The organism is Bifidobacterium santillanense (assembly GCF_018555385.1).
In the GTDB taxonomy this organism is placed as follows: Bacteria; Actinomycetota; Actinomycetes; order Actinomycetales; family Bifidobacteriaceae; genus Bifidobacterium; species Bifidobacterium santillanense.
In genome coordinates, this window is record NZ_JAFEJS010000015.1 from 34,679 (window position 1) to 51,154 (window position 16,476).

General features: G+C 69.0%; 13 protein-coding genes. 4 read left to right on the top strand and 9 right to left on the bottom strand.

All coding sequences use genetic code 11. The features are described from left to right. Positions 1 to 96: 96 nt before the first annotated feature. Together JS528_RS10755 and JS528_RS10760 are read left to right on the top strand one after the other, a co-directional pair. Complete coding sequence (locus tag JS528_RS10755; RefSeq protein WP_214359037.1) at positions 97 to 861, top strand: type 1 glutamine amidotransferase; 765 nt, start codon at positions 97 to 99, stop codon at positions 859 to 861. Between the two features lie 205 nt (positions 862 to 1,066). Further along, on the top strand, positions 1,067 to 3,340 hold the full coding sequence (locus JS528_RS10760) for an ABC-F family ATP-binding cassette domain-containing protein (RefSeq protein ID WP_214359038.1): 2,274 nt from the start codon (positions 1,067 to 1,069) through the stop codon (positions 3,338 to 3,340). A 69-nt stretch (positions 3,341 to 3,409) separates the two neighbouring features. Here JS528_RS10760 and JS528_RS10765 read toward each other — a convergent pair whose 3' ends face one another. The 8 genes from JS528_RS10765 to JS528_RS10800 all read right to left on the bottom strand — a co-directional run bounded on the left by JS528_RS10765 (position 3,410) and on the right by JS528_RS10800 (position 12,801). Continuing rightward, complete coding sequence (locus tag JS528_RS10765) at positions 3,410 to 3,607, bottom strand: hypothetical protein (RefSeq protein ID WP_214359039.1); 198 nt, start codon at positions 3,605 to 3,607, stop codon at positions 3,410 to 3,412. A gap of 310 nt (positions 3,608 to 3,917) precedes the next feature. After that, entirely contained in the window at positions 3,918 to 4,466 is a 549-nt protein-coding gene (locus JS528_RS10770; protein WP_214359040.1) for a YbjN domain-containing protein, read from the bottom strand. A 116-nt stretch (positions 4,467 to 4,582) separates the two neighbouring features. Further along, on the bottom strand, positions 4,583 to 5,494 hold the full coding sequence (locus JS528_RS10775; protein WP_214359041.1) for a hypothetical protein: 912 nt from the start codon (positions 5,492 to 5,494) through the stop codon (positions 4,583 to 4,585). Then, the gene (locus tag JS528_RS10780; RefSeq protein WP_214359042.1) at positions 5,478 to 8,486 is read right to left on the bottom strand and encodes an ATP-binding protein; all 3,009 of its coding nucleotides are present in this window, start codon (positions 8,484 to 8,486) and stop codon (positions 5,478 to 5,480) included. The genes JS528_RS10775 and JS528_RS10780 overlap by 17 nt, the downstream gene beginning before the upstream one ends. Before the next feature lie 44 nt (positions 8,487 to 8,530). Then, positions 8,531 to 9,268, bottom strand: coding sequence for a toxin glutamine deamidase domain-containing protein (locus JS528_RS10785; protein ID WP_214359043.1), 738 nt, complete (start codon positions 9,266 to 9,268; stop codon positions 8,531 to 8,533). A 13-nt stretch (positions 9,269 to 9,281) separates the two neighbouring features. Next, the gene (locus JS528_RS10790; protein ID WP_214359044.1) at positions 9,282 to 9,770 is read right to left on the bottom strand and encodes a hypothetical protein; all 489 of its coding nucleotides are present in this window, start codon (positions 9,768 to 9,770) and stop codon (positions 9,282 to 9,284) included. A 113-nt stretch (positions 9,771 to 9,883) separates the two neighbouring features. Then, positions 9,884 to 10,618: a hypothetical protein gene (locus JS528_RS10795; RefSeq protein WP_214359045.1), complete on the bottom strand. Its 735-nt coding sequence runs from the start codon at positions 10,616 to 10,618 to the stop codon at positions 9,884 to 9,886. Beyond that, a complete protein-coding gene (locus JS528_RS10800) occupies positions 10,615 to 12,801 on the bottom strand; it encodes a hypothetical protein (protein WP_214359046.1) in 2,187 nt (728 codons plus the stop codon). The genes JS528_RS10795 and JS528_RS10800 overlap by 4 nt, the downstream gene beginning before the upstream one ends. Positions 12,802 to 12,920: 119 nt before the next feature. On the opposite strand from JS528_RS10800, the gene JS528_RS10805 reads away from it, so the two are divergent. Together JS528_RS10805 and JS528_RS10810 are read left to right on the top strand one after the other, a co-directional pair. Beyond that, the gene (locus JS528_RS10805) at positions 12,921 to 14,021 is read left to right on the top strand and encodes a caspase family protein (protein ID WP_214359047.1); all 1,101 of its coding nucleotides are present in this window, start codon (positions 12,921 to 12,923) and stop codon (positions 14,019 to 14,021) included. A gap of 11 nt (positions 14,022 to 14,032) precedes the next feature. Then, on the top strand, positions 14,033 to 14,617 hold the full coding sequence (locus JS528_RS10810) for a hypothetical protein (RefSeq protein WP_214359048.1): 585 nt from the start codon (positions 14,033 to 14,035) through the stop codon (positions 14,615 to 14,617). Here the strand turns inward: JS528_RS10810 and JS528_RS10815 are convergent. After that, the coding region (locus JS528_RS10815) for a tetratricopeptide repeat protein (RefSeq protein ID WP_214359049.1) at positions 14,571 to 16,476 on the bottom strand (1,906 nt) is incomplete at its 5' end. The two genes, JS528_RS10810 and JS528_RS10815, sit on opposite strands and share 47 nt — an antisense overlap.

The window sequence follows — 16,476 nt, forward strand, 5'->3', positions numbered from 1 at the left end:
GCCCCACGTAGGATAGGTCCCAGATGGAATTGGGCGTTTGCGGGCACGGAGACGCGTGTGTCCCGTGTTTACGCGGGTCGTGCCACAATAGGAGGCATGACGCCACAAGTGCTTGTTCTGCAACATGTCCCCTGGGAGAAGCCCGGGCGCATCGCCACCGCCTTCGACGAGATCGGTCTCGGCTATCAGATCCTCAACGTGGCGGACAAGAAGAAACCCGATCTGCCGTCGTTCGACGAGGTGGCCGGTCTGGTCATCATGGGTGGGCCGATGGGCGCCACCGACTACGACAAGTACCCCGGGCTCAAGGCCGAGGCGAAGCTGGCGCGCGCCGCCATCGCCGTGAACAAGCCCGTGCTCGGCGTGTGCCTCGGACACCAGATCATCGCGACCGCGCTCGGCGCGAAGCTGCGTCACGGCGACGCCCCGGAGATCGGCTTCGGCCCGATCAAGCGCGTGGACAAGCACGACTACTTCTCCATGTGGGACAAGCAGCTCAACGTGCTCCACTGGCATGGCGACGTCGTGGGCCTGCCCGAGGGCGCGCAGTTGCTCGCCCGTTCCTCCGCCACCAAGGTGCAGGCGTTCCGCGCCGGATCGGCGCTGGGACTGCAGTTCCATCTCGAGGTGAGCTCCGCGCTGCTCGAGGAATGGCTCGACGAGCCGAGCATGGTCAAGGACCTCAAGGCCGCCGGCGGCTCCAAGTCGCAGCTGCGCGAGGACTTCGCCCAGTACAACCCGCTGCTGCACCCGCTCGCCGATCAGGTGTTCACCGGCTTCGCGGCCCGCTGCAACAGCTATGCGCGCCGTCTCGTGCGCCAGGAGGAGGAGAACCGTCCCAAGGATCCGGTCATTTCCTGAGAATCCGGGGATTGCCGGCATCGAACCGTCCTTCGAGTGAATTCCTAGGCACATTCGTCACTTCCTAGGCACCCAGTCCCGCGGCCGGTCCCTCGGAAAGGGCGTTCCGCGGTATGGCGGCGCGGGGTACCTGCCTAGGAAACGCGAAAAGTGCCTAGGAAAGGCAGGACGGGCGTGTTGCGGCCATGGGCTACATTGGTGAGTCATGCCGACTTACGATATTGGACTGGAACACGTTTCGCTCGCCTTCGCCACCAAGACCATCTTCACCGACGTGACGCAGGGCGTGTTCGAAGGCGACCGCATCGGCATCGTCGGCCGCAACGGCGACGGCAAATCCACGCTGCTGCACCTGTTCCGCGGCACCCAGGAGCCGGACTCCGGCCGCGTGACGAAGCGCGGCGGACTCACCTTCGGCATGCTCGACCAGCGCGATCCGCTCGACGACGACGCCACGATCCGCGAGGCCGCGCTCGAGGGCCGCGCCGACTACGAATGGGCGTCCGACAACACCTCCCGCGAGATCGTCGAGGCGCTGCTCGGCGGCATGAGCCTCGACGCGAAGGTTGGATCCCTCTCCGGCGGCCAGCGACGCCGCGCCGACCTCGCCCGCCTGCTGCTGCACGACTGGGACATCCTCGCGCTCGACGAGCCCACCAACCACCTCGACGTCGTCACCATCCACTGGCTCGCCGAACACCTCAAGAACCGCTGGTCCAAGGGACAGGGCGCGCTGCTGCTCGTCACCCACGACCGCTGGTTCCTCGACGAGGTGTGCGAGTCGATGTGGGAGGTCCACGACGGGCAGATCGAGCCGTTCGAGGGCGGCTACTCCGCGTACATGCTCCAGCGCGTCGAACGCGACCGCCAGGCCGACGTGCGCGAGACCAAGCGCCGCAACCTCGCGCGCAAGGAGCTCGCTTGGCTCTCCCGCGGCGCCCGCGCCCGCTCCACCAAGCAGAAGTTCCACGTCAAGGCCGCGCGCGAGCTCATCGCCGACGTGCCGCCGATGCGCAACACGCTCGAGCTCAAGCAGATGGCCACCTCGCGTCTCGGCAAGCAGGTCGTCGATCTCGTCGATGTGACCCAGATCTTCGAGAAGCCCCAGGGCGTCGCCGCCGAGATCGATCCGGACGTCGCCGCGCTCGCCGACTCCGCGTCGCGCGTGGACGTGGTCGACGCGATGTACGCCGAACCGCAGGTGCACGGCTCGGTCGAGGTCGCCGTCACCGACATGACCGATCCGCGTCTCGTCGATGCCGGCGTGCCCGAGGCCGTGGCGGCCGCCGAGGAGGCGCGCCGCAGGGCCGAGGCCGAGGGCGGCAGCGGCGCGTCGGCCGACGACGAGCGCGAGGTGCGCCGCATGAACACCGGTGGCGAGACCATCGGCGGCGGCCCCGTGGACGCCGACGTGGCGGGTGGGGCCGAGGGCACGTCCGCCGCGCGCAAGGTCACGGTGACCGGGCGCGAGATCCTCGACGACGTGACCTGGCTGATCGGCCCGGGCGACCGATTCGGCATCGTCGGCGCGAACGGCGCCGGCAAGTCCACGCTCCTCAAGCTCATCGACGGCACGCTCACCCCGACCGTCGGCCACGTGAACATCGGCAAGACCGTGAAGTTCGCGGTGCTCTCGCAGCGCCTCGACGAACTCGAGAAGCTCGGCAAATACAAGATCAAGGAGGTCCTCTCCCGCTACAAGCCGAGCTACATCGTCGACGGCAAGGAGGTCACCCCGGGCCAGCTCATGGAGCGGCTCGGCTTCGAGTCCGCGCAGCTGATGACCCCGATCCGCGACCTGTCCGGCGGCCAGAAGCGCCGCATGCAGCTGCTGCTGATCCTGCTCGACGAGCCGAACGTGCTCATCATGGACGAGCCCGGCAACGACCTCGACACCGACATGCTCGCCGTGATGGAGGATCTGCTTGACACCTGGCCCGGCACGCTGATCGTCGTGTCCCACGACCGCTACCTGCTCGAGCGCGTCACCGACCAGCAGTTCGCGCTGATCGGCGGCAAGGTGCGCCACCTGCCCGGCGGCGTGCAGGACTACCTCGACATGGTCGAGATGGTCAAGAGCGGCAAGGGGCTGCCGGAGGACAAGGCCGGATTCGCCGGCACCGGAGACAGGACCGGGCGCAGGGGAGGCGCGTCGGCGTCGGCCGCGACCTCGGGCACGCTGGCGGCCGGAGGCTCGACCGCAGCCTCCGACTCGGCCTCCGGCAAGACCGCGGACGCCGCCGCGCCGAAGCTCACCGGCAAGGCGTTCCACGACGCCTCGAAGCGCGTCGCCGCGATCGAACGCAAGCTCGACAAGCTCGAGGAGCAGAAGAGCGATCTCGAGGCCAAGATGGCCGCGCACGACCCAAGTGACTACGAGGGCCTCAACAAGCTCAACGACCAGCTCAAGGCCGTGGCCGACGAATCGGAGTCCCTGACGATGGAATGGATGGACCTGTCCGAACAGCTCGGCCGGTAAGGGGTGCGGCCCGGGAGACGGGCGGCCCGGTCGGTCGTGGGCCGTCGCCCGGTTGGCTCCCGGCTCCGGTTAGCGCCGCGCGAAGTCCCGCAGGAACTCCAGCGACGTCAGCCCCCGGTCGATGGCCACATGGGCCAGGCCGATGACGCCCGAACTCGCCTCATCGTCGCACGATTCGATGCGCAGCGACGAGGTGGCGAGTGGCTGGGTGCGGGCCCACACGCGCTCGCGGATGCCGCTCATCAGTAATTCGCCGCAGTGTGACAATTCCCCGCCGACGACGATGCACGACGGGTTGAGCAGGTTGACGCTACTCGAAGGCAGACGCGACTGAGTCGATGAACCGGCACGGCTCCGGGGCGCATGGGCGCCGCATGGCCGAAAAGAAGCGCCGTTCCCCCGTTCGGGAGGGACGGCGCTTCCTGCGTTCTTCCGGAACGCCTCTGGTCGGACCGTACGTTGGGATGTGCGGAGCAGGGAGTGGTTTCCGTCGGGACCACGGAAACCACGTCGGGGATTCGGCCCGTCGGCACGAGGGGAGGCCCCATACCGAACGCCAACGGCCGCGCCGAGGAGGTCAGTCCGCCGGCTCGGAGGAGGACTCCGTGTCGACGTCGTCCGTGTTCTCGCCGTCATCCTCGTCGGGATCGTCCTCGTCATCCGTAGCTCCGTCCTCGTCGCCGTCGATGAAATCGGCGAGCACGAGACGCAGGTAGTCGTCACCGTAGTCCGTCCAGGTGCTGCACGCGGTGGCGATCAGGGCGTCCAGCATCCTCTCGGACGGCAGGTCGCCGTCCCCGTACGGCACGCAGATGCGGAAGAACGTGTCCCCGTCGTCGGGATCGATGTCGAAGTTGCCCATGCGCAGCTTGTAGTTGGCGCGCGTGAGCATCATCACCAGCTTCCGGATGGTCGCCTCATCCGTGCGGTCGGGCTTGATGGAGGGGTGCGCGAGCAGCAGGAAGATCTCCTCGCAGGTGTTGATGCTCAGGTCGATGTGATGCATCCTGCACTCGACGGGCAGCATGACACGGAAACGGGACTTGCCGTCGAAGAAGTAGTGGATGTCGTTGTCGTCGAAGTACTGCCGCACGCGACGCGCGAGCGGGGAGATGGCGGTGCCCATGATCGGATCCTTTCGGTTCGGACGGTTCCTGTAACCGTCGTGACGCCCCGTATAGGCGTATCCCGTGCGGAACCGGACGGAAAACCCGGAAGCGATTCCGATCGCCGACGCTCCCGTCACCCGCGATCCAGCCCCAGCCAGCGCGCCAGCGAGAACGACGTCTCCGGTTCGTAGGGGCCGAGCCGGGAGTCGATGCGCAGCAGCAGACAGACGATCGCCGTCATCGCCGCCGCGGTCGGCAGCGCCTCGAGCACACCGTGCGCGTGCCAGAGCATCCTCCCGCATCCGTAGGAGACCGCGAGGACGATGTTGCCGCACAGGTACAGATGCGCCGGCCAGGCCGGACTGCGCTCGACCACCGCATAGGCGATGCGCCACGCCGTCTGTACGGCGAGATACAGGACGATCAGCGTCAGGCACATCCTCGCGGGGAGCGCTAGGGGAAGGTACGACTCCCCGGCGGCCGCGCCCAGCCGCCCCACCGTCGCCGAGATCAGCAGGACGGTCGCCACGGTCGCGAGGCATCTCGTGAAACGCGCCCGTCGACGTTTCGACCTCCCGTCGCCCGCGGCTCCGCGGCGCATCGCGGTGCATTCGGCGACCAGCAGGGTGAGCAGCAGCAGACCCCAGCCGGAATCGGTGCACACGCGGGAGTCGATGTCGGCGAGGTCGCCGTGCGTCAGCAGCGGACGTAGCAGCGCCGCACCGGCAAACGAACCGTAGACCTCGCCGCGGATCACCAGGTCGAATCCCGCGCCGTGGATGGCCATCGCATCCCTGACGTCGGCGAGCGCCATCAGGGTCGTCTCCGCCACGAGCAGGAGGAACGCCAGCCGCATCGCCGTCCGGATCCGAGCCCACCATCGCGCCGCCGGACTCATGAGCGCCAACGCGAGACGCGTCGTGAGCCGGTTCGGCGGCTCGGGCAGGTCCGGAGCCGCGTCGATGGCGCCGCCGCGCTCGCCGTCGGTGTCGTGCCGTCGCCCGTCGTCCGGGGCGTCGCCGGATCCGTCACAGGGGCGTTCCATCGGTCCCTCCCTCCTCATCGTTCGCTGGCGCGTTCACCGCCGGCGGCTCGTGGGTCGTCGACGAACGAACCGCCGGCACATCCTCGAGCGCGATCAGCAGCGCGTCCGCCGCGGCCTCGGACAGGTCCGCGCGACGCACGGCGCGACGGACGAGCGTCGTGAGCAGTCGGTCCGTCGCGGTCGACCCGATCAGGTTTCGCAGTTGCGTGCGGTGGCGGCGCAGATACGCGCGCATGTCGGGCAGCAGCTCGCGCCACATCGGCAGGTTGAGCTGCCGCAGACCGTCACGCGGGTCCTCGGCGAGCAGAGCGTCGGCGATGCCGTCGCGCAGCGCGTCGTCCGTCTCGAAGCGGGAGGCGATCCGCGCGAGCGCATCGGCCGCATCGTCGTTCATCCCGCCGTCCGCCGCCGTTGAGCCGATCCGTCGCCGGCACCGCAGCCAGACGCGGAACGCGTGGTCGCCCATCTCCCCGGCATGCCCGGGGACGACGTCCCCGCCGTCGAGCAGATGCCGCAGACCGGCCCAGGCCAGACAGTCGATGGCGTCCCGTCGCCCGTCCATGACACGGGACAGACGGGATTCGACGTCGCGGATCAGCCCCGCGTCGGGGTCGCCCCACAGCGCAGCGCCCAGGAACAGGGCCATCGGTCCCGCCGCCCGTTCGGCGCGGGCCCATGCGCCGAAGTGCGCGGCGGGATCGCCGGCGCAGCATGGCCACGCCGTCGTCGGAGCCGTGTTCGTTCCGGTCCCGGCGGCCGGCGTCCGGCGCGCGGCGGCGACCGGACCGTCATCCGGCGCGCCGTCATGCATCCGATCGTCCGCCTCGGGCATCGCGATGATCGACACGGCCTGCGGCGACGGCTCGAATCGGGAGGACACCAGGCACGTGCCCGGCGCGAGCTCGAGCAGCGTCCGGGACGACGACTCCGGTAGTCCGATCATGTCCGCCATCAGCCTGCGGTCGGTCGTCTCCATGAGACGATGCGCGATCTTGAGACCGGTGTTGCGCACGGCGTCGCGGGCGATGCGCGAGGGGCTCTGGTCGACCACGATCACCGATTCGCCGAAGCCACGGATCTCGGCCATCATCGTGGCCAGCATGCGCGACGCGCTGCGCTTGGCCGAACCATGCTCCGGATCGTCGTCCACGTCGTCGCCCATCTGGGGCATCACGCGATGCGCCTCCTCCAGCACGAACAGGTGCCTCGCCTCGTCGGACAGGCCGCGTTCGCGCGCGTGCGCCCACACGGCCTGGCAGAGCAGCAGCACGAGGAACGACCGGGTCTCCTCGTCGGGGATGTCGTCGAGGCAGATCACGGCGGGACGATCGAGGAGATCGGTGATCATCGACGAGTCGGGCCAGCAGAAACGCGGCGCCATGTCGGGCGCGAGCAGCATGTCGAGACGCAGGTCGATGGCCGCGCGGATGTTCGACTCGACCTCGGGATCGTAGCCCAGCCCGCGCACGAACGCATCGGCCATGCCGCGCACGTCGAACAGCGACGGGACGGCACGCGTCCCCTCGCCGCAGCGTTCGGCAACACGGCGGAACAGCTGCGTGACCACGAACGGCGTGGGGTTCGGGAACGCGAACGCGCCGCGGATCGCCTCGGTGACCTTCATGAGATGGTCGCCCATGCCGGTCCCCGGCCACGGGGCCATCAGGTTCATGCGCAGCTGCGAGCCGTGCACCACGTGCAGACCGCCGTCGAAGCGGGAGACGATGGGCGTGTACTCGTCCTTCAGCGGGTCGATGAGCAGGAAGGGGATGCGGTGCCGGTTCCACGCCTCGGCGAGCACGCGGCGCAGCGTGGTGGACTTGCCCGAGCCGGCGCCGCCGCAGATCAGGGCGTGACCCTGCAGGTCCGCGACGGGGATGCCCGCGCGCATGGACGTGCCGCGGAAGACGCCGAGACGGATGTCGCCGCCCGTGGGTCCGCGCCCCTCGGGTCGGCGGCGCGACGCCGGCAGCGGCGTGCGCACCGACAGTCCGGGCATGCCGCACGACGGCGGCGTCAGCAGGATGCCGATCTCTCGCGCGGTCATCAGGCTTTCCGCCTCGGGAGCCCGATCGTCGTCCGTCGCGGGCGCCGAGAACGTCTCGTACGCGGTGCCGTCCGAGGCCCTCGCCGCGCCCTGCAGCGCGTCGGTCAGCCGCAGGACGGCGTCCCCGTCGTCGGACATCGCGACGGTGCGCACCGACCACATGCCGCGGGCGCGCGCCTCATTCATCCAGCGACGGTAGGCCGCGGCCCAGTCGTGGACCCGTCGCCACGGGTCGGATGTCACCGTGGCGGTGACGGTGCTGTCGGTGCGGACGCTGCGGCTCAGCCGGCGCGACGATTCGTCGCCGATCACGCCGAGCTCCCAGGCAAGACGCGAGCGCATGACGTCGCGCGTCGGCGTGCAGCGCAGCACCAGCGTCCAGTCGCCTGGTACGGTCTGCAGGCGTTCGATGAGCGGGAATCCGTCCGTCGCGTCGCCGTCGCCGGCGTCCGGTGCGGTCGCGCCGCCGGGCTCCTGCATGCGGAACACGACGCCTCGGGAGCATCGCGGGTTCCGCGGCGGCGCCATGTCCGGGGCGATGCGGCGCAGCGCGCACGTCGGCGCGAGCACCATGCGCGCCTTGTCGACGAGGTCGTCGCGGAGGAGGCCGCCGATCATGAGATGCAGGCCGTCGCCCCGCCGGCGGATGGCGATGTCGATCGGCCCGTCGCCCTCGTTCCATGCGAGCAGCAGACGCTCGAACATGTTCGGTCGTCCCGGGGCCGCCCGCTCGATCTCGTCGGCGGCGGTCCACGGGAGCGGGTCGAACGCGATCCGGCGCATGCCCGCCGGGGTGACGTCGCCGTAGCGCAGCGCGTCGAGGACCTCCAGCCCCCTGCGCGCCTCGGCGTTCACGTCGGCGCCGTCGTCGGCGGATGCGCGGTCGAGTGCGGACATGGCGCCGGCGAACAGCGGGTCGGCGGCCGGTGCGGTGGTGTCGTTCATGATCTTCCCTTCGGTGTGGTTGCTCGTGTGGTTGCTCGCGCGGCTCATCGTGCGGCTCCGCGGGTCTCGTCAGGGTCCCTCACGTCGATGCGTTCGCCCCCGGCGTTCCAGGCCATCGCCCGTTGCGAGGTGATGGTCTGCCCCTCCAGCAGGGGCATGATCGTGGCGGGGGAGTAGTCGAGCACCTCGTGGCGCTGGGCGTCGGCCACGAGGATGCGTCCCTCGTGGTTGACCACGTTGTAGGCATGGCCGCCGGAGCTGCCGCCGGGCGTATCCCAGTGGGTCACGACGATGGCGCTCGCCCCCGGTCCGGCCTCCCGCAGCTGGCGGTACAGGGCGTCCGGGTCGGTGGGCGCGTACGTCTCGTGCGCCCACTGCTCGGTGACGTGGGTCAGCTCCCCGCGCCGGCCCGCCGCCTCCACGCCGTAGCCGCGCCAGGAGGATTCGAACGCGCGTGCGCAGTCGGCGCAGTTGTTGCTGTATTCGGGCCCCTCGCCGAAGTGCGGGTTGACGTGCTCCACCAGCGCGCGCGGATCGCGGAACCGTTCGGTGGGCCCGGTCGGCGGGGCGGTCGGTTCGATGTAGCCCCGTTTGTTCTCGGTGAAGATGCGGGGCTCCTCGGCGCCGTGCAGCCTCGTCTCCTTGGGGTTGACGGAGATGATCTGACTGCGGTGCGCGTCGTGCGACCAGCCGGTCTCGCCGTCGCGCTGCGACCAGCCGGTCTCGGCCGACGTCCGGGCGCCGGCATGCTCGAGACCGCTCGAGCGTTGCCGCGATGTCATCGGCCGGCCCCGGTCAGCGGGCGTCGCGGCCGAACAGCAGCGCCTCGACGCGGACGTCGTCGATGCCGTCGCGGGTCTCCACCGACCAGTCGACGGACATGGCGGCGCCGTCGGGCAGCCTGGGCCCCATCATCAGCGTGCCGACCGTCCTGAGGGACGCGGAGGCCGGCAGCTCGACGTGGAAATACGCATGGAACACGGTGCGGAACAGATCGCCCGCGCCGGCGTCCTCGAGAGCGAGCTCGCCCAGACGGTCGACGGCGGCCTGATCGTCGATGGCGGCGGTTGCGGAGCCGAACCATGCGAGGTCGCCGAGCGCGGCGGTTCCGCGCAGGGCGTCGGCGTCATCCGGTCCGGTCTGCGGGCGGTCGGGATCGTCGTTGCGGGTCGCGTCGGCGAACAGGGCGAGCGCCCGGGCCATGCGTCGGGCCGCGTTCTCGCCGCATCGGGGCTGCGGGGCGGAATGACGGGCGTGCGACGGCTCGATGTGTTGGGTGGACATGGATACCTCCTCTGTGACGTCGGGGGCTTGATCGCCCTCCGACCCCGCATAGGCGTATCCCCGGGCGGATTCGACGGTTTTCCCCGTTGAAAACCGTCGAATCCCGAATCCCGTCACGCCAGCGCGATGCTGATGCGTTCCGGCAGTGCGCCGTCGGGTGCGGCGACCATGCCGAACCTCGTGGGCGCCATCGCGACGCCGGTGGTGGCGGGCGGCAGCTCCGTGGACGTGCCGTCCGGCCAGTGCAGCGTCACCCGATAGGTGCGCGGCCGCGTCGTCGACTCGATCTGCACGATGATCACGCCGGCCCTCGTGTCGTGGCGGCGGGCGTACACCGTCAGATGATCGGCGTGGAACTGCGTCTCCCACTCCTCGACGGGTTTCCCGGGCTCCCGCGACGCGTCGTCGCCGCGCGTGCCGACGGCGGCGAGCATCGTCTCGTCGAACGGGCACGCCTCCAGTTCGAGGCTGAACAGGTCCATGTCCCAGTCGGCGTCCGTCCAGCCGCGGCCGGCGGCGTGCGCGATGTCCAGATTGAGCCGGGGGCCGCCGTCGCGCTCCTCCCGGCGGATGGCCCGTCGGAAGCCCTCCGGCAGCGCCTCCAGGCCCGTCTCGTTCGCGGCGCCGATGGCCGCCTGACGGGACTCCCAGATGCCGTTCACCTGGCTGATCAGTTCGGGGTCGTCCAGTACGGCGCGCGCCAGTTCCTCGCCGAACCCGCCGGTCGCGCCACGGCCGATGGTCCAGGCCGAGATCTCCGGGCCCCTCCGTCCGTGCCACACGTCCCGCGCGGCCTGCCGGGCCGCCGGGCCGAGCAGCAGTTCGTCGAGCGTCAGATCGTCACTCATGGCCGTCGCCTTTCTCGATGATCGATGGATGCGGTGGAGCGTTCGTCGGATGCGGGGTGGCGGTTGCAGCGGGGGTACTCGACGCAGACCGGCGGCAGCGCGGACCTCTGGATGATGGCGAGCAGATGCTCCGCGATGTGCAGCACGTCCTCGTCGGACATGGTCGCGGGGGAGTGGCGCACGCCGTTGCTGTCGACGCGCAGCGCGTCCACCGCCTCGCCCCTGACCGCGCGCATCCGACGTTCGGTCTCGGCGAGCATGCCCGACGAACCGTCGAGCTGCCTTCTCACGGCCTTCAGGGAGGCGGCCAGCGAGACGGCCCGGTCCCTGTTGCCGACCGCCGCGCCGCCGTCCGCCCGATGCCATCGCTCCGGGTCGATGCGGCATATGATGGCCGACCCGTCGGGATTGGGGCGGAAGCCGGATGCGGCGACGGCGACGGCGTCGCGGGCCAGCTTCAGACCGTCCCTGACGGAATGATCCTCTTTTCTGTACGCCCCGTCCAACAGCGTGACGTCATGCTCGATGGACCGAACGTCGTCGAACGGGTTCCTGCCCAAGGCGCCGAGCACGTACATGAGCCGTTGCAGCATCTCCGTGGCCCGGGCGAGGCCGTTCCTTCCGGCCGGCTCGTCCATGAGCCGCTGCAGCATCCCCCTGGTCCGGGCGAGGTCGCCCGGTTTGTCCGGGATCCGGTCCTCGTCCAGATCGGCGTACAGATCGCGCACCGTTCTGCATTGGTCCTTCGTAAGCCGGAACGGGACGCAGTGACCGTGACTCTCCGCGGATTCCGTGTCCATCCAGCCGAACAGGGCGACGAGGGTGTCGTATCCGATCCGCATGACCGTGCGCTCGCGCTCGTCGTCGTCCCACTGCCGGACCGTCCGGCGGTCGAGCGCGGACGTCCGCCCCTCGTCCTCCATGCTCTCGATGGAATACGCGTGACGCTCCGGAAGATACCGCCGGCATGCATCGTCCAGCACATGTCGGACGCCGTTCCCGTCCTTGTTCATCGTGTACTTCAGTATCTCCGCGACGTTGGGGGTCTCCCTCCCGTCCGTACCGGAACGCTCCCCGGCGTCCGCGCGGGGCCGGAAATCACCCCGCTCGGACGCGGCGTTGGCGAACCTCGTGATGGAGCTCTGGGCCGCGTCGCAGGCGATGGCGCGGACGACCCTGTCGTCGGGGGACTGTCCATACCCGTCCACCCATATTCTCTGCGCGGCCCGCAGGACGTTGCCCCAGTCTCTGGCCGGGGTGGCGTTCCCGGAGGCAGGGGCGTTCGCCGGCGGCTCGATGCAGTACCGGTGCAGCAGCGCGTCGTAGTAGGCGAAGGCCGATATCCAGCCGCGTACGGCACGTACGGCGCGCGGGGTGTTCCTCACACCGAAATCCGGTTTGGTCTCGCCCCTGCGGCTCGGCGGGAACGACTCCGTGAAGTTCCTCCCGATGGCCTCCAGCCATCGCAGCTTCGCGCCGTTGATATAGTCGGCGAAGTCGATGGGGCGGCCGACGTCGACGAGCAGACGCGCGGGCGTGTCCCCGTATTGCGGGCCGGCCGCCGCCCTCACGGTCCGTTCGTCGGACAGCGTGCCGTCGGGCGACAGCACCGTGGACAGGATCCCGACGATGAGACGGTCGTCCTCGCCGACGGCCTCATCCAATACGTCACGCGCGATGCCCTCGTACCATTGCCGCGCGATGTCGCAGGCCATGTTGGTCGGATCGTCGTAGGGCTCCCCGGAGCGGTTCGCCGAAAGCCGATCCCCGCACCATTCGACCGCCCATTCGTTGCCGCGTTCGAGCAGCAGGGACTTCGCCCGATCCCGGACCTCGCAGTCCCTGCGGTACGCCTCCGGGTCGTCGGTCCTGAGGGTGCGCAGATACCCGTCGATGCCGCTCCTCGCGCCGCGGGTCCCGTTCCTTAAGGCGATGGGGAATCCGGGTGCCTTGATGGGCCTGGGGCCGCGGTCCTGGTCCAGCAGCAGGCAGGCGTATTTGAAGATGGTCGGATGAGCGCCGTCGATGGCGTCCAGTTCGGCGATCACCTCATCGACGAACCGCCGTGCCGGTTCGGGGAGACCGCGGTATCCGGCGGACTTCCGATACCAGCCGACCGGACGGCGCATGGCGGTCCCCGTGCCGGTCGAGGTTCCCCTGATGCCTCCGGAAGTGGACGTCATCGTGTGCTCCTCTCGCGCTCTCCGGAACCTTCCGTCTCATGATACAGCCGCTGTATAGTGGACGTGTTCGGCAGGTACGTCCCTCCAGCGGGACTCGACGAGGAGGAGAGGGCAGCATCATGCAGTCGATGACGCAGGGGCAGGCGCTGTACGTGGGCGTCCAACGCTACGAGCATCACGAGGATCTGCGTTGCTGCCGCGCCGACGCCAGAGACATGGCCCGGGCGCTGCGCTACGACTGGTCCGGGAACCCGACCTGGGAGAACCGGATACTCGTCGACGGCGACGCCGACGTCGTCGACGAGGGGCGGTTCCGCGACGAGGTGACGAGGATGCTGGACGGCGCCGACCATGACGCCGTGCTGCTGTACTACTCCGGGCACGCGTGCAGACTGTCGGACGGCGATCTGCTGCTCGCCACGTACGAGGACGACCCCTCCGCCGCCGACGGGGACAGGAGCGGCCTGAGGTTCTCCGAACTGGTGGAGGAGACGCGTAGGCATGCGGACATCCTTCGCTTCATGGTGGTCATTCTGGACTGCTGTCATGCCGGGGCGATCGCCGACATCGAGCTGCCGCGCAACATGGCGGTGCTGGCGGCGTCCCGCGGCGACGAGGCGGCCAGGGAGATCGGCGGGCACGGCAGATTCACCGCGGCCCTGCTCATGGGCCTCGACGGCGCCAGCGCCGACGTGTACGGCAACGTGTCGGTGATGTCGCTGTACTCCGACGTGAACACGATCCTGGCTATGGACGGACGCGGATTCCAGCGCCCGGTGTTCAAGGCGTTCCTGGACCGCGACATCGTGCTCAACCAGACCCGCGCCGGCATCACGCCGAGGATGATGAGCCGTCTGGTCGACGCGCGCGATCCGCGCGACGGCGGACGCCGACCCGTGTTCGCCGACCGGACGTCCGTCTTCAGGCCGTATCCCGACATGGAGGCCCCCGAACCCGATGAGGACGACGAGCGATCCTCGGTGTCCGGAACCGGGAACCGCTCCCGCAGGGGCGACGAACGTCCGGAGGAGCTGACGGCCGACCAGCGGCTGATGGATGAGATGAAGACGTGGCGCGACGCCCATCTGATCGACATCGTCGACGAGAACGGCAGGCCCACCGACCTGTACTGGGCGTGCGTCAAGGGCGGCCGCATCAGTCTCACCTCGCGCGGCGGCTACTACTTCGATCTCATGAAGCGGCAGTCGGGTCTAGCATGAACGGCCGCGACATGAGGCGGGACCGCAGGGTGAGCATTTGCTCCTCCGATGAGCTGCGCGCCGACCGCGAGAGCATCAGCGGCCTGTTCCTCCGGTTGCGCAACGGCATCACCAGAGCGCATGGGGAGCCCGTCACGCTGCGGCCGTACAAGTGGGAGTACGATTCCGGCATCGTGCGCACGGACTCCACGCAGGCCGAATACGATCGCCACATCCGCGACAGCGAGCTGGTGCTGCTGCTGTTCCACACCCGCTGCGGCAAATGGACGATGCACGAGCTCTACATGGCGCTCACGCAACGGGCCAAGGCCGGTCTGCCGCACGTCGCCGTCCTCGTCAGGGACCTCGCCCCGGGCGAATCGCGCACGCCCGAACTGCAGCTCCTGCTCGACACGATCGCCACCCTGAGCGCCGTGGACGAGGAGATCCAGCCCGTCACCTACGCCACGACCGACGAACTCGCGGTAGCCGTGGTGCGGTCCCTGCAGTCGATCGGACTGGAGCTTCCCATCAAGCGCAAGTCCGACGCCCAGGGCCGCACCAGACTCGTCATCGACGGCCTCGGAAGCGAAACCATCGCCACCCTGAACGAGTAGGCGCATCCTCCTCCGGTCGCGCGGCCGCCGGCCGTCTGTTCTTGATCCGTTTCAGTTGCTCGGCCAACCTCAGTTGCTCGTTGATGTCCTTGATGGTGACCCGCATGGACTTGCTCTTGTGCGGTATCGCCTGATACAGCTGCAGCGCCTCCCGGAGTTCCTGCTCCGCCGGTGCGAATCGTCCGGCGGTCTTGTGCAGACCGGCGAGACGATACAGGACGTCGGCGATCTCACCATTCCAGAGTGTCGGCTCCTGTCGGGCGAGCCGACGGTAGAGCCGAAGCGTTTCCGTGTATTCGGTCATCGCCTTCTTGATGTTGCCGGTGTCCCGGTGCAGATCCGCGAGTTTGCGCAGATTCTCGGCGAGGGCGGAGATCCACCGTTCGTAATCGTTGCGGACGAGGGCGCGGAGCAGCCTGATCGCCTCCGTACGTTCGGCCTCCGCGTCCTCGTGTCTGGCGAGGCGCTCGTGCTGGTCGGCGAGTCCGCACAGACTTCGGACGAGGCCGGGACGCCACGTTCCGGGATCCCGTTGGGTGAGTCCACGGTACAGTTCGACCGCCTCCTCGTACGCATTCGAGGCATCCTCTCCGGCGAAAAAGGCTTTCAGGTCGGCGAGTCCGCACAGGCTCTCGGCGAGGGCGGGATTCCATTTGTCGGGGTTGCGTCGGGCGAGCTCACGGCGTAGTTTGACCGCTTCCCGGTATTCGGTCTCCGCTTGATCGCGGTCGGACGGACGGGCGGCGTGCAGAGAGGCGAGGTCATTCAGCGTCTGGGCGAGGTGGGGACTCCATTTGTCGGGGTTGCGCCCGGCGAGTTCACGGCGTAGCCCAAGTGCCTCCTGGTATTCGCTTTCAGCTTTCCGGGAGTCGTGTCGCCGTTCGTGCAGGTCGGCGAGATCGCTCAGGCTCTCGGCGAGGTCGGGTCCGTATGCATCGGGGTCGTCGTGGACGAGTTCACGTCGCAGTTCGAGTGCCTGTTGGTACTCGTTCTCCGACTGATCGAACTTGTTGGTGGCTTTGTGCATGTCGGCGAGGTTGTTCAGAGTCCGGGCGAAATCCGGGGCCCACCGCTGGTAATCGTCCTGTATGAGCTGCTTCACAAGGGCGAGGGCGGTTGTCAGGATGATCTCCTGGTTGTTGTAATCACCCTGATCGTAGTAGTACGTGGCGAGTCGGTTTCGTGCGGTAACGCCCAACCGGAATTTGAGTTCGAGATCGGCGGCGGTCTCCAAGGTGCGTAGGCGTTGTTCGCGGTTGCTTGGGGTGTCGGGTTTGGCTTGCAGGGCGTCGTCTCTGGCGAGGAGCTCGGACACGCGGTCGCGCAGGTCGTCCCTGTGTTGTTCGGCGAGGCGCGCGTGCAGTTCGGCGGCCGCCTGCTCGACCCGGTAGGCGGATGCGTCGTGTTCGGCCTCCGTGGTGATGGCCTCGAGGTCGAGGATCTCGAGCGCGTGGGGGACGTCGCCGTTCTGGAGCGCGTGGTAGGCGTCCGCCAACCGCGGCGAGACCGGGCGCCCGCCGTCGTTGGCGGCGGCGATCCTGGCCAGTCTCCCCAGATACTCCGTCTGCGCCTCGGCCAGTCGTCTGGCCAGCCGGACATGCTCGGACGCGACCCGCGCGTACCGGTCGGCCAGTTCGTCGTCGTCCCCATTTCGCTGGTATGCCTCTCGCAGGACCCGGTACTCCAGATCGCATTGCCGGTAGCGGTGCTCGAGTTCCTGGATCTGCTCGTCCCCCCGGTAGGAGGCCACGTGGTTCAGGTCGATGTCCAGTCGCCGCCCGTCGAGGTAGACGGCGGTCCGTTCGCCGTCGCCGCGGATCTCGACGCCCGAGCCGGCGTCGAGGCAGCGGACCAGCAGC

Coding starts and splice junctions, on each gene's coding strand:
- JS528_RS10755 (WP_214359037.1), top strand. CDS start 97: ATGACGCCACAAGTGCTTGTTCTGCAACATGTCCCCTGGGAGAAGCCC.
- JS528_RS10760 (WP_214359038.1), top strand. CDS start 1,067: ATGCCGACTTACGATATTGGACTGGAACACGTTTCGCTCGCCTTCGCC.
- JS528_RS10770 (WP_214359040.1), bottom strand. CDS start 4,466: ATGGGCACCGCCATCTCCCCGCTCGCGCGTCGCGTGCGGCAGTACTTC.
- JS528_RS10775 (WP_214359041.1), bottom strand. CDS start 5,494: ATGGAACGCCCCTGTGACGGATCCGGCGACGCCCCGGACGACGGGCGA.
- JS528_RS10780 (WP_214359042.1), bottom strand. CDS start 8,486: ATGAACGACACCACCGCACCGGCCGCCGACCCGCTGTTCGCCGGCGCC.
- JS528_RS10785 (WP_214359043.1), bottom strand. CDS start 9,268: ATGACATCGCGGCAACGCTCGAGCGGTCTCGAGCATGCCGGCGCCCGG.
- JS528_RS10790 (WP_214359044.1), bottom strand. CDS start 9,770: ATGTCCACCCAACACATCGAGCCGTCGCACGCCCGTCATTCCGCCCCG.
- JS528_RS10795 (WP_214359045.1), bottom strand. CDS start 10,618: ATGAGTGACGATCTGACGCTCGACGAACTGCTGCTCGGCCCGGCGGCC.
- JS528_RS10800 (WP_214359046.1), bottom strand. CDS start 12,801: ATGACGTCCACTTCCGGAGGCATCAGGGGAACCTCGACCGGCACGGGG.
- JS528_RS10805 (WP_214359047.1), top strand. CDS start 12,921: ATGCAGTCGATGACGCAGGGGCAGGCGCTGTACGTGGGCGTCCAACGC.
- JS528_RS10810 (WP_214359048.1), top strand. CDS start 14,033: ATGAGGCGGGACCGCAGGGTGAGCATTTGCTCCTCCGATGAGCTGCGC.